The following is a 13,379-nucleotide window of genomic DNA, read 5'->3' as shown; positions in this document are numbered from 1 at the left end:
TTGTCTCCTCCATTGATGCCAGCCGGTGGGCAATGGTTGAGACCATATACGGAAGGACGAGTCGTATGCGGCAAAAAAAGGTCAAGCAACGGAGACGAACACATCGCCGTCAGGCGATGATCGAGCGTCTCAATCAGGTTGTGAACGCGACGGCGGATACCGTCACGGGCTATCATCGACACAGTTTGGTATGGGGATTTTTCGTTGGAGTTTCTTCAATGGCGTTGGGGGCCTATCATCCGGCCTTGGCACAGGATTGGCGCGAAGCCCCGCCCAGGCCAAGCGATGGCGTGGCTGCCGACCGCCATCCCTCTGGGTTGATTCAGGCAGATCCGCTTGCGAGGCCGATCACTCAGTCCCAGAAGGCCAAATCGGGCGCCGTAAAGCTTGTGGCCGATCAAGATCGGCCGATTGCGACCACGCAGTCATTCGATATTTCCGAAGGGAACCTTGCAGAGGCGTTGAAGGCCTATGCACGTCAGGTCAAATGGCAGCTGCTGTATCCGTCCGACCTTGTGGCAGGGCTTCAAACCCCAGGCGTGCATGGCACGCATTCGAATCAGGAAGCGTTACGACGATTGTTAACAGATACAGGTGTCACCTATCGTTTTTCAGATGCCAACACGGTCGCGCTGTATGCGCAGGATGCCGAACGTGCTGTCGGAGCTGCGGCCGCGGTTGGAGTGGCCGCAGCTTCCACGGAGTCTGAGATTCCCGTGGTATCAGTCGAGCCCATAGAGGTGACCGACACGATCACACGACCGAAGGTTTTCCTGCCTCCCGTCGATGGATATAAAGCGGATCAAGCGACGGGGCTCACACGTTCGGCTTTGCCCATTAGTGAAACCCCGTCTTCCATCGGTGTCGTCACTCGGGATGCTATTCGAGACACGCTTTCTCGCAGTCAGAATGACGCCTTTGAACAGACCAGTGGCATATCGCGTGGCAACTTAGCGTTCGGTCGGTCAGAATCATTCAATATTCGTGGATTTAATATGGGTGGGGCGAATAATGCCAGTTCGATTAGGCAGAACGGGTTAGCAGCTGACAGCCTATTCTCGCTGGATCGAGCCCTCATTGAGCGCTACGAAATTATTAAAGGCCCAGCCTCGGTTACCGGCGGGGCTTCCAGCCCCGGGGGGCTTGTCAACCGGGTCACGAAAACTCCACAAGATGACAATTTTGCCATGTCGGAATTTCAAGCCGGTTCCTTCAGCTTGTTGCGAGGGGTGGTGGATGCCAATGGCGTGTTGCCACAGAACAAGAACCTACGCGGCCGGTTGATTTTTGCGGTTGAGGACGGTGGCAATTTTGTGGATGAGGTCGATGTCCGGCAATACACGGTAGCTCCTTCATTGGAAATGAGTCTCTTTGGCGGTGCCGGTACCTTGCTTCTGACCGGCCATTATCAGAAGTTTGAAGGCTCGAGTCATATCGGGTTTCCGCTCATGGAGAATGGAAAAGTTCCAGACATCCCGCGCTCTCGCAACTTCGGCGGTGGCAGCAGAAACGGAGCCAACACCAACTTCGAGGGACAAAATTATGAACTGCACTACAATCACGACTTTATTGATAATTTAACCCTTTCTGTGCGAGGAAAGTATTCCAAATCCGATCTTACCGATAAAACCATTTATGGCTATAACTATGGAGGGAGTATTCCGAGTAGCGGTCTTTCCTATGTGTATTCGGGGTTGCGTAAAATAGATGTTGAAACCTATGCCGGAGAAGTCTTCCTCGGCAAGGAGTTCGAGGCGCTTGGCCAGAAACACGAAGTGTTGGTTGGGACCGATTTTCGCCATCAGAAGGATGATTTTTTGCTCGGCTATGCCTATCTTGGAACCGACAATATTTTCAACCCAGCCAATACTTTTCAGGCCCCGTCTGATGAGGTGCTTGAAGGCAACGCAGGAAGTCCGCGAAGCAGCACGCTTATACAAACTGGTATCTTTGGTCAGGTGGTGGTCCGTCCCTTCGAGCGGTTCACCTTGGTGGCAGCTGGTCGGTACGACTGGGCGGATGTGGACAATACGACGCTGCGAACAAATGAGACTCTGAATGAAAACTTTTCCGAATTCACGGGCCGGGTTGGAGGAACTTACAAACTGTTTCCCTGGATGCGGATCTATGCCGGCTATTCAGAGTCTTTCCAAGTCAATACCACTTCCACGACCGTGAACGGCTCACTGCTACCACCTGAGACAGGAGAAAATTACGAAATTGGCGCCAAATTTGATCTGCTGAATAACCGACTCCGCATCACGACGGCGCTGTTCCGCACCTATCGACAGAACGTCGCAACGACGGATCTTGCCAATCCACAATTTCAACGAGCGGTGGGCGAGCAACGTCATCAGGGTGTGGAATTCGATGTGAACGGCCGGCCGTTACCGGGCTTGAGCATGATCGGAGCGTTCACCTATTTCGACGCAGAGATCACCAAAGACAACGCGACGGCAAATGAAGGTAGTACTCCAATCCAGATCCCGCAGCATTATGTTGGTCGTGTCTTTGCCACATATGAACTGCAGTCAGGCCCACTACAAGGTTTGGGATTTGGAGGAGGGGTTTACTTTCAGAGCGGGTTTGAATTAGAGCTTCCCAACAGGTATTCGACCGATGCCTACCAGCGAGTGGATGCCGTGGTGTTCTATCGTCCACCACAAAAAGCCTATGATTTCACCATCAATGTTCGTAATCTCTTAGATGCGACTTATATTGAAAGTCCCGGGACACCCACCGCTTATAACCAATTCGGTGCACCAGTCAGTGTCTTCGGCACCCTGCGCGTGAAGTTCGATCCGGATCTGGATTGGTCACCGCCATGGGCGGATTGAAAAGCGTGAAGTGTGAAACGTCACAGATGAGACATGGAAGGTGAGCGGAGGAAACGTGCCGTGAAGTGCAGAGTGGGCTATATACCCGATTGGTTCTATTCTGGGGGTGCTATGCGTATTTCTGTGAAAATGTACGTTTGTGATACATCTTTCTCGTTGAGGCACTCGCGAGAAAAAGAGTATGGTCACATTGGTTAGGCAAGGCCAACTACTTTGTGTGGCGGGACTTGTGACGTTTTTTTTCGGCAGTGACGAGTCTTTGATACAGAAGGTCGGCCTCTTGAATCAACGTGGGTTCTAACTCTCCCAGCCGACGAGATAAGTCCATCTGTCCGTGTTTGATGGTGAGAACCAGAAGAACGTCTTTCAGTTGGAGACAGACTAACAAATGTTCGCGAACACGATAAAATTGAAAGTGTTTAGAAATATCGAGTTTGTTCCGTAACAATTCAGGGTTTTCTTGAAGAAGCGACAAGGCCGTTTGGATATCTTCAAGATAGCGATTAGTGACGGTCCGTCCCCACTTTTGGAAAGAATAGGCTTCAATCGTCTGAAGATCATAATGGGCTCTGTCCGTGAGTTTGATGGAGATCGGCACAATTAGGAACTACGCTTTTTAAATTGAGCCATATCGGCTTTGAGGTCTCCGGAAAATTTCGTGGTTCGGCCCGCAATGGCATCCTGATATCCTTCGAGAATCCCGGCTCGTACCTCAGCGGCCTCGAGCCGTTCTTTTTTTTCTCGCAATACATCGCGCATAAATTCAGTTGGCGTGGAGAAAAGCGTCCCATCTCCACAGTTTCGATCAATAAATGCGCGAAGTTCATCGGTTAATGTCACATTAAGACTACTACTCATGAGTATTTCCTTTCCCTCTTCATGTACTTATTATGCCTATATGATCAAATATCGTCAATATTCGACAAACTTAGGTAAACCATGAAGTGATTTCCCTATATTTTTTACAGAAGAACACCACGGAATTTTTAGTCAGCCGGATGTGGTGTATGAGAAACAGCTTCAAGTATTTGTACAAAGAAATAATGGGGCCACCTCAGGCTGACCCCATTGGCGTTTGAGGTCTTGGGCGTGGGCTGGTTCTCGGGTTGTGCTGTACTTTCTTGAAAAAAAGGTAGTCGCAAGGTTTGTGTTTTGACGTGTTCTTCTCTTGTTGTGAGGCCATGCTTGTATGCGCAACTGGAAAATGAGCATGGTCATGTGCGGTTGCCGTATGCTATTGACGCATGCAGTTTATTCACGGTTGGTTACTCCTCGCTTTAGCCGGCATTGGTTGGCGGGGATTATCAAAATGCGTCTATGTCTGATTCCAAATCCAAGGTCGCGTTGTTGCACTTCCGTCAATACTACGATGAATTGCTGACATTTCTTACTCGGAGATTGGGGTCGCATGAGCAAGCTTTAGATGCGATCCAGGAAACATTCCTGCGCGTGTTGAGCCAGAAATCGTCACACCCTATCGACAATCCACGTGCCTTTCTCTATAAAACCGCGAGAAATTTAACCATCGATATGTTTCGACGAGAGCAAAAGCATACCCATGTGTCGTTGGAATCAGACGATATTCAATCGGCGCTGACCGTTGAGCCTGATCAGGAGCAGAGGGTTGAAGGCAAGGAGCGTCTGCATCGGTTGTATCTGGCCATCCAAGAGTTGCCGCCGAAATGCCGGCACGTGTTTTTGTTGCATAAATTTCAAGAACGTTCTCAAATGGAAATTGCCATACAATTGGGTATTTCGAAGAATATGGTGGAAAAACATGTCATGAAAGCCCTGGCCCATTGTAAGCGACGGTTGGACGACTCCAGTTTGGTTTCCGCGTCGAGCCGTTCGACGCGAACCAGCCTGAGGAGGTATGAGTCTTCTATTCCTCGCGAGCGATCGAACAACGGGTCGAAGGGGGATGGTTGACGGGAGTCAGCGAGTGAATCCGTGAAACGTGACGCATCAGGTTCGGTGGGTTTGTTGCGTCATCATAATATAGTGAAAGGAATATTTTGTGGCATCTATGAATACCACGGGGCCAAGGCGCAGAGGGAAAGGAGCGCATGCATGAGTGCGCCTGAACGGCGAGATCCCATTTCCCCGGAGTTTCATGAGGTATGGAAGGAACTCGATGGCGTGAAACCTCTGCTCACGCAAGAGTTGGAGGAAGCCGAAGCCTTTTGGTTCGCCCACTCCCGTACGCCGCGGTCGGAGTCCATCAGCAGGTGGTCCGTTCTGCCGTTAAACCTTGGGGCTTGGAGTGCGTTGGCGGCAGTGATAGTGCTGGTCATGTGGTGGTGGGTCGGAGTCGGCGCCAATGTCACCCATTATCAGACCGCGAAGGGCAAGCAACAGACTGTCACGCTTGCTGATGGATCAATCGTCATGCTGAATACGGACACCATGCTCTCGGTTCTCCTGTCCAATCAGGAACGGGTGGTCGAGCTGGAACAGGGTGAAGCCAGGTTCACCGTCACGCATGATGAACACCGACCGTTTCATGTCAAGGCGGGGAATGGCATGATTCACGATCTTGGCACGCAATTCATCGTCAAACATCTGTCGGACCAGGTGGAGATTTTCGTGTTTGAAGGCACGGTGGAGGTTGGTGTGCTCCAGCCGGTGTCCTCGGCTACAGCGTCAGGTCGCCGCCTGCTCACGCAAGGCCAGCAGGTGCGGTATACCGTTGAAGGGCATATGTCATCCATTGAGCCGTTCGAAGAGCACATTGCCAGTGCCTGGACCGAAGGCAAGCTAGTGTTTCATGCCCAACCCTTGAACACCGTACTCAACGAACTCGCCCGCTACGCACCAGGTGAAATTCGCTTGCTGGACCCCACTCTGGCGGATTTGCCCATCAGTGGTATCTTCAACCTTGAGAATCTTGGACGTTTCCCGCAGGCACTGCAAGAAGCCTTTCCCATTACGGCTACGCAGATCAATCCGCAGTTGGTCGTCTTAGACCGCAAGTCTTCCTCCTGATTGTTTCCGTTTCGCCGCCTCTCGTCACGGCTCAATCCTCACAATCGTTCCATTTTGGATTTTCGACTGCACAAAAGACAATGTAGAGGTCAGGTGTGCAGGCAGTCTTTCGTCATCACGGATACGGGCTGCAAGCTATGTCGGTCTCATGGGTGAGGAGGAAAGGAACACGAATAGGGAGCCCACCCTATCCATAGTAGCACTCATAATTTTTTTATTGTCGAGTCGAATAAGGAAGGACACACCGAATGCGCGACAGAAGAACAGGGCCTCGACACACCAAGCAGTCTCAGCGTTCAGGTGAAGAGCGGTTATCCTCGATACGTCTGACTGCGCAACGCGTAATTGCGCGCGAGCGCACCGGTGTGTACCCGCACCGGCAACGTTTGACCTGGAGTTTCATCGTCGGCCTCTCATCCTTTGCGCTGACTGCATACAGTCCCGCTCTTGCTGAAGACGCGTGGGATATACGGAAGGGCACAGCGAAGGCTCGCGATGTCAGCCCACGTATGGTAGCGAACCAAGATTCTCTGAACGCTCCAGCCTTGTCAGTGGATATTCAATCCGGAGACTTACACCCGGCGTTGTTGACGTTGGGGCGGCAAACGAACTTACAACTTCTGTACCCACCGGCTCTCATAACCGGACGACAGACGCGTGGCGTACAAGGCAAGATGACGCCGAAACACGCCTTAAAAGCCGTACTGGATGGGACGGGGTTGATCTACCGCTTTTCGGATGCCGATACCGTGACGCTGTTTGCGCAGGACGATACCGGTGCGGTGGGAGCCGCAGGAGCCGCAGCGGTGGCGGGAGCAGCCATTGAGTCTGAGGTCCCTGTTATCGAAGTCCAGCCGGTGGAAGTGACGGATACCATCAAACGGAATAAAGTCTTCCTGCCTCCAGTCGATGGATACAAGGCGGACGAAACAACTGGTAGCACACGCACAGCCTTGCCGATTACTGAAACGCCCACGTCGATCGGTGTGGTGACGAGAGATGTTATTAAAGACACGTATTCGCTACGGCAGGGTGATGCGCTGGAGCATGTCAGTGGGGTATCGCGGTCGTCAAGTCGTATGGGCCGGGCCGAAGGTGTCAATATCCGAGGCTTCTTCGTTGGGGATTTCGCCAATGCCTTCAGCTCGCTTCGGCAAAATGGGTTGGCGACGGATGGCGCTTTTGCGCCGGATCCGGCCTTGATTGAGCGGTATGAAATCATCAAAGGGCCGGTTTCGATTTCTGGAGGGGCGTCCAGCCCGGGTGGTCTCGTGAACCGCATTACGAAAACGCCGCAAGCGGCTAATTTCGCTACTTCAGAATTTCAAGCCGGTTCCTTTGGACTGTACCGAGGCGTGGTGGATGCCAACGGGGTCTTGCCGCTGACACCGAATGTGCGAGGGCGGTTGATCTTTGCGGTAGAAGAAGGCGGAAACTTTGTGGATGATGTGGATGTCCGGCAATACACCGTCGCGCCGTCGCTTGAAATTGATCTCTTCGACGGGGCCGGGACCTTGCTGCTGACCGGCCAGTATCAAAAGTTTGATGGCTCCAGTTATTTAGGGTTTCCGTTGTTAGTCAATGGCAAGGTGCCGGATATTCCACGGACCCGGAATATCGGTGGTGGAACGAAGACAGGTGCCGATTTGACGTTTGAAGGACAGAATTATGAAATGCACTATCTTCATGAATTTGTCGATAACTTGACCCTCTCAATCAAAGGGAAGTATGGCCATTCCGATGTGCGTGACAAGAGTGTCTATGCATATGATGTGGTTGGTTTTGATGGTATTCAATTGAATGGCGATGCCAGGATCACCGACACGTTGCGGATAAACGATATCGAAACCTATGCTGGGGAGATCTTTGTCAGTAAAGAATTTGAAGCGTTCGGGCAAAGCCATGAAGTGTTGATTGGGGCTGATCATCGCGATATGAATCAAGACTTTTTTAACGCATTTTCTTACACCGAATTAGGTATTGATAATGTCTTTAATCCGGCCAATAATTTTCAGATTTCTTCAGACGCAGACTTATTAGCTCGCGGAGGCGGATTCAATCCGCGGACGGTGGATTTGATTCAAACGGGATTGTTTGGGCAAGTCGTGGTGCGTCCTCTCGCTCCGCTGACGTTGGTGGCGGCCGGTCGGTACGATTGGGCAGATCTGACAAATAAAGATGTGCGCACCAACGAAACACGAAATGGTGAATTTTCTCATTTTACCGGCCGTGTCGGAGCCACTTATGAGATTGTCTCGGGTCTGCATGTCTATGTGGGCTATGCACAATCCTTTCAGGTCACTCCCTTTCGGCGTACGTTGGATGGTGTTTTAGTCGAACCAGAGACCGGTGACAGTTACGAGGTTGGCGCGAAGCTCGATCTTTTGGATGGGAAACTATTGTTGTCCACTGCAGTATTTCGCGCCTATAGAGAAAATGTGGCCGCTTTCGATCCAAACAATCCCGGGTTTTCCCTCACGGTTGGGGAGCAGCGGCATCAAGGCATCGAGTTTGACGTCAACGGACAACCAGTACCCGGATTGAACCTCACAGCCAATGTCTCATATATTGACGCGGAAATCACGAAAGATACGAATGCCAATCTGAAAGGGAGCGTGCCGACAAGAGTGCCGCGGTCCTATGTGGGGCGAGTGTTTGGAACGTACGAGTGGCAGTCGGGAATGTTGCAAGGCTTTGGAGTTGGCGGCGGCGTCTTTTTTCATAGTGGTTTCGAATTGACGGCACCGAACCGCTTTGGGACGGATCCGTACCAACGCGTGGATGCTGTCGTGTTCTATCGACCGCCGCAAAAGGCGTATGATTTTACGATCAACGTGCGCAATCTGTTGGATAAGACCTATATTGAAAGTCCTGGAGGTTTAGCGGCGTACAATCAATTTGGCGCACCAGTCAGTGTCTTTGGCACCCTGCGCGTAAAGTTTGACCCAGATTTGGAATGGACGCCGCCGTGGGCGGATTGAAAAGCGTGAAGCGGAAGACGAAGGGCGAGTGAAGCGTCGTTCGTGAAGCGTGAAGCGAGCTAGTGACAAAATGGGGAAATGAAAATGGCAAAAAAAGTGTGGGGAAAGGCAAATTGAAAATTACAAAGTGAACGAACGTTTGAATTGGGATTTTGAAGTAATCTTTATTTTAGCCATTGGGGTTAGGCATGATTTAAGACTTGTGAAGGTGAATTTTAGACTGCTGAATCTTTGGTGAGGTTTGAATACAAAGGAGCGGTTACCGATTATGTGTGGAGGGAATTGTGGTGTGGTTGTATACGGTAATGTCGAAACCTATTCAGAATGGTTCTCATTGTTCTGAGGTCGTTTGTTTCATTCGCAACCCGTCATCTCAACTGTCAGAAGTTCTGTAAAACTGCCTGCATGTCTTTCTCTTTGATTTCCCATTCATTTTGGTCCTAGCTCACCCTCGATGTAGCGGTGGATGACACCGGAAATGAGCGTTTGATAAGGGATGCCCATTTCCATTGCCTTTTTCTGAATGCCTTGGTAATCGTGATCATACAGGCGTATTGTAATTCGTTTGTCTTTTTTGAATGTACTATGAGCTGCAGCTTGCATGGCTAATCGTTCTTTTTTAGAAGGGGTCGTGGTTGGCATTTTCCCTGCTTCGTATGCATCGATAATGAGTTTTTCTTCTTGATTATATTTCATGTGACACCTCCGGACTCACGCAGATATTCTTTGGTGGCTTTCCTGTTCGGAATGATTGTTTTGAGAAAAATTTGGTGTTTGTCGTATACATATGGGACAAGATAAACATATTTTTCAATCACAACGAAATAGATTTTTTGCCCAGGATAGGTCTTTTGATCTGGGTGGTCAGCAATTTTCCAGACATCACCTTGAGCGATATGAAAAATAACCTGTTCGAACGAAACACCTCTTTCCTTTTTTAAGAGTTCATTTTTCTGAGGATCCCATTCATATTTCATTATATATGATAATGTACACTTTTTGTATGTACTGAGCAAATAGCAAAATTAACAGAAATGTTGTGACTCTAGTTGAGAAGTCTGCATTCTTGACGTTCAGGCGATACCCTGCCCAGGCATGTCATTACTATCGAGTCAGGCCCTACCTACTCATACTGCTTGCTTAGAAAGGCACGGGATAGCGTGAGTTGTGCATATTGGACGTGGAATTTTTGAATTTGTAAAAATCTTGCCTGGGGGGTCAGGATTTGGTGTTTGTAATCGTCTTATTGTGTAGGAGGGCGAAGTACCTTCACGCCCCAGGTGAATCGATGTGTTTGTGTTTTACCATCATCCTCTTCTGCCAAAGGCTGTGTACTACCTATGACCACCTCTACTGCAATCAAACCAGTGCGCCCTCAATCTCCTTTGTTACAAGAAGTTCAAAAAGCCCTTGAAGAACAGAATTGGTCTGCCGCCAGGCAGTTGTGCCGGGAACAATTGGAGATCAATTTAAATGACCCCGATGCCTACCGGTATCTCGGGCAAATCCATTCTCTCATGGGTGAACGGGAGCAAGCGCTGCAATCGGCCATTCGATCGACTGAATTGGCTCCCGAAGATCCCCGCACCTGGTCGGATCTTGGTCGGGTCTATATCCGGGGGCAAGCGTGGTCCAAGGCTATCGAGTCTTTTTCGAAAGCGGTTGAACTCGATCCTCAGTATGCCGATGGTTGGCATAATCTTGGGTCCGCACTGAAAAAAACTGGCGATCGTGAGCGTGCGTTTGATGCACTCAAGCGGGCGCTCAAAATTGATGCGACTCGTGCCGAGACCTATCTCACGCTTGGAAACTTATTGGTTGAGGCCGAGCAGCTTGAAGATGCTATTCAGTGTTTTCAATGGGCAGCCGTACACGATCCGTCGATGTCCCGTGCCCGCAGCCGGTTGGCGCAGGAGTTATCTCAACAAGGTAATGTTAAGCAAGCTGAGGCCTTGTTTCGGCAGTCGCTGGGGTTGGACCCCGATGATATTTCCAGTTGGTTTGGGTTAGGCCGTACGTTAGAAGACCTTGGTCAGGCTGAAGCCGCGTTGGGGTGTTATCGGAACGTCCTGCGCCGGTATCCGGGAAATGCCTTGGCGCTGGGACAATACTTGAGTTTAGTGAAAGATGAGGAAGATGAACAGAGTGGGATGTGGTTGGTTCATGCGCATAAGGCGCTCGGCAGCGATCAGACGCCTGAAGAAGCGAAGGCGTTGTTGGGTTATGGGTTGGCGAAATATCATGATCGCCGTCGTCAATTTCGGCTCGCGGCTGAAGCGGGCATGCTGGGCAATGCGGCTCGTCGTAAGAAAGCAGGTCCCCTCGATCGCGACGCGTTAACGGCACGCGTGGATCACATTATGCAGACCTATACCAAAGAGTTTTTTCAGGCACGGCAGCATTACGGTGTGGGGACTGATCAACCGGTGTTCATTGTCGGGTTGCCGCGTTCTGGAACGACCTTGACGGAGCAAATATTGTCGGCGCATCCGCAGATGCATGGAACGGGTGAATTGCCGGATCTTGCTCGGTTGGCCGGGCAGGCGCTTCATGACGAAGGGGACGCTCCGTGGCAAGCGGCGCTCCGGCTCACGGAAATGAAGAGTCGGCAGTTTTCCTACCGCTATCTTGACGCGCTGCGCCAAGGTGCGCCTAGAGGACGATTGCGGATCAGCGATAAACAGCCGTTGAATTTTTTCCAGCTCGCGTTTGCTGCGATACTGTTTCCCAATGCACGAGTGATCTACTGTCATCGTGGTGTTCGTGATAATGCGCTGTCGATCTGGTTGGAAAACTTCAATCCTACTCAACGGTATTCGACGGACTTTTCGGATTTGGCCTGGTTTACTGAAGAGTCTCGGCGACTGATGGAGCATTGGCATGCGGCACTCCCACTTTCCATTCTTGATGTACAGTATGAAGAGACGGTGGCTGATCTTGAAGGGCAGGCGCGGCGGCTGACGGATTTTCTTGGCGTGCCATGGGATGAACGGTGCCTTGATTTTCATCAGGTGGATCGTGCTGTGCAGACGCCAAGCCGGTGGCAAGTGCGGCAACCTATCTACACGCGTTCGGTTGAGCGTTGGAAAACTTACCAGGAATACCTCCCAGATTTGGATGCGGCGTTTGCCGGATTCCACGACGACCGTATGTCGGTGTGACGTCTTTCCGCTCATCCTCCCTCTCGGCTTATGGGCCATTGCTGAGTTTTTCTCCTTCTGTTGCTGAATGTTGTAATCCCTGGCAGGTTTGATCTGTGGTCCATACCTTTGGTATTGACGCTGAACGTGTTGTGGGCTGGTTGAGAGGAGTGTGCGGTTGATGATGGGCGTCCTTGACCATTGGGAAGACATTTTTCTGAGTGTCCGTCGACACAAACTCCGTGCATTTCTGACGGCGTTCGGAGTCTTCTGGGGAATTTTTATGGTGGTGCTGCTGCTTGGTGTTGGAAAAGGGTTGGAACGTGGGGTGACTCAAATCTTCAAGGATGATGCGTTCAATAGTGTGTGGATTGAGGGCGGGAAAACGTCGGTGCCCTTTGACGGTTTAACCCCGGGACGGCAGATTACGTTAACCTTTCAGGATCTGGACTTGTTACGTACAGCCCTGACCGGCATTGAAAATGTCACGCCGCGTATTCGGTTGAATACGACGGAGCCGATTGTGTTTGAGCGACAAAGCGGGGTCTTCCCCGTCTTAGCGATTGCCCCAGGGTATCATGTCGTAGAGCAAACGCAATTGTTGTCGGGACGGCTTCTGAATGAACTGGATGTATCGGAGTCGCGTCGGGTGGCGATTATCGGCGCTCGTGTCGCGGGCTTGCTGTTTGGGGATCGACACGATCCGATTGGCAAGCATATCACGATTCATGGAATGAATTATTTGGTGGTGGGGACGTTTACGGACGTGGGCGGGGAAAACGAACTGCGTCGAATTTATATTCCGTACACAGCGTATGTGCGCTCGGTCGATCCCAATCCAACATTAGAGACGATTATTTTTACGATTAAGGACGGGTTTCATGCTGTGGATTTTGATCGTTCGATTCGCACCATCTTCGCGAGTCACTTTCGTTTTGCCCCCACGGATTTTGCCGCGGTTTATGTGTATAATTCGATGGAAACCTATCGCAAGTTTCAATCGCTCTTTTTCGGCATTCATATCTTTGTGGGTATTGTCGGTCTTGGGACGTTGTGCGCCGGGCTAATTGGGGTGACCAACGTGATGTTTATTGCCGTTCGAGAGCGGACACGGGAAATCGGTATTCGCAAGGCCATCGGCGCCACGCCTCCCAAGATTTTATCGATGATCCTGTCGGAATCGTTGGTCCTGACGTTGTCGGCAGGGTATCTTGGGTTGCTGGCGGGGGTGGTCGGGATTGAGATCATTCGTTCGTTGGGCGTGGAGTTGGAGTATTTTCGAGACCCTGAAGTCGATCTTGGTGTGGCGCTTTGGGCGTTGACGGTCCTGGTTTTGGGAGGAGTGGGAGCTGGCTATATTCCGGCGCAGCAAGCTGCCCGGATTAATATTGTTGAGGCCTTGCGGCATGAGTGAACGCGACGAGCAACATTCTGTT

Annotated in this window: 9 protein-coding genes; 6 read left to right on the top strand and 3 right to left on the bottom strand. The window is 50.9% G+C overall.

The window, feature by feature from the left end; genetic code table 11:
• The first annotated feature begins 65 nt into the window (after window positions 1-65).
• Window positions 66-2,837 carry a TonB-dependent siderophore receptor gene (locus ACWQXP_RS10795; RefSeq protein ID WP_454062826.1) on the top strand — a complete coding sequence of 924 codons (2,772 nt, stop codon included), beginning with the start codon at window positions 66-68 and terminating at the stop codon, window positions 2,835-2,837.
• A gap of 208 nt (window positions 2,838-3,045) precedes the next feature.
• On the opposite strand, the gene ACWQXP_RS10790 is transcribed toward ACWQXP_RS10795, so the two are convergent.
• Both ACWQXP_RS10790 and ACWQXP_RS10785 read right to left on the bottom strand, forming a co-directional pair.
• A complete protein-coding gene (locus ACWQXP_RS10790; protein WP_454062825.1) occupies window positions 3,046-3,435 on the bottom strand; it encodes a type II toxin-antitoxin system RelE/ParE family toxin in 390 nt (129 codons plus the stop codon).
• A gap of 2 nt (window positions 3,436-3,437) precedes the next feature.
• Entirely contained in the window at window positions 3,438-3,695 is a 258-nt protein-coding gene (locus tag ACWQXP_RS10785; protein WP_454062824.1) for a ribbon-helix-helix domain-containing protein, read from the bottom strand.
• A gap of 459 nt (window positions 3,696-4,154) precedes the next feature.
• Here ACWQXP_RS10785 and ACWQXP_RS10780 point away from each other — a divergent pair, with 459 nt between their 5' ends.
• The 3 genes from ACWQXP_RS10780 to ACWQXP_RS10770 all read left to right on the top strand — a co-directional run bounded on the left by ACWQXP_RS10780 (window position 4,155) and on the right by ACWQXP_RS10770 (window position 8,803).
• Entirely contained in the window at window positions 4,155-4,766 is a 612-nt protein-coding gene (locus ACWQXP_RS10780; protein WP_454062823.1) for an RNA polymerase sigma factor, read from the top strand.
• A 141-nt stretch (window positions 4,767-4,907) separates the two neighbouring features.
• A complete protein-coding gene (locus ACWQXP_RS10775; RefSeq protein ID WP_454062822.1) occupies window positions 4,908-5,822 on the top strand; it encodes a FecR family protein in 915 nt (304 codons plus the stop codon).
• A 248-nt stretch (window positions 5,823-6,070) separates the two neighbouring features.
• Window positions 6,071-8,803, top strand: a complete 2,733-nt coding sequence (locus ACWQXP_RS10770) for a TonB-dependent siderophore receptor (RefSeq protein ID WP_454062821.1) — start codon at window positions 6,071-6,073, stop codon at window positions 8,801-8,803.
• A 429-nt stretch (window positions 8,804-9,232) separates the two neighbouring features.
• Here the strand turns inward: ACWQXP_RS10770 and ACWQXP_RS10765 are convergent, their stop codons facing one another.
• Window positions 9,233-9,499: a hypothetical protein gene (locus ACWQXP_RS10765; RefSeq protein ID WP_454062820.1), complete on the bottom strand. Its 267-nt coding sequence runs from the start codon at window positions 9,497-9,499 to the stop codon at window positions 9,233-9,235.
• Window positions 9,500-10,143: 644 nt separating this feature from the next.
• Here ACWQXP_RS10765 and ACWQXP_RS10760 point away from each other — a divergent pair.
• Together ACWQXP_RS10760 and ACWQXP_RS10755 are read left to right on the top strand one after the other, a co-directional pair.
• On the top strand, window positions 10,144-11,964 hold the full coding sequence (locus tag ACWQXP_RS10760) for a tetratricopeptide repeat-containing sulfotransferase family protein (RefSeq protein ID WP_454062819.1): 1,821 nt from the start codon (window positions 10,144-10,146) through the stop codon (window positions 11,962-11,964).
• Between the two features lie 160 nt (window positions 11,965-12,124).
• Window positions 12,125-13,357, top strand: a complete 1,233-nt coding sequence (locus ACWQXP_RS10755; RefSeq protein ID WP_454062818.1) for an ABC transporter permease — start codon at window positions 12,125-12,127, stop codon at window positions 13,355-13,357.
• The last annotated feature ends 22 nt before the right edge of the window (window positions 13,358-13,379 follow it).

This window comes from Candidatus Nitrospira salsa (assembly GCF_965152625.1).
Note: the sequence above shows the minus strand (reverse complement) of the source record. Positions and strands in the feature narration are given on the sequence as shown.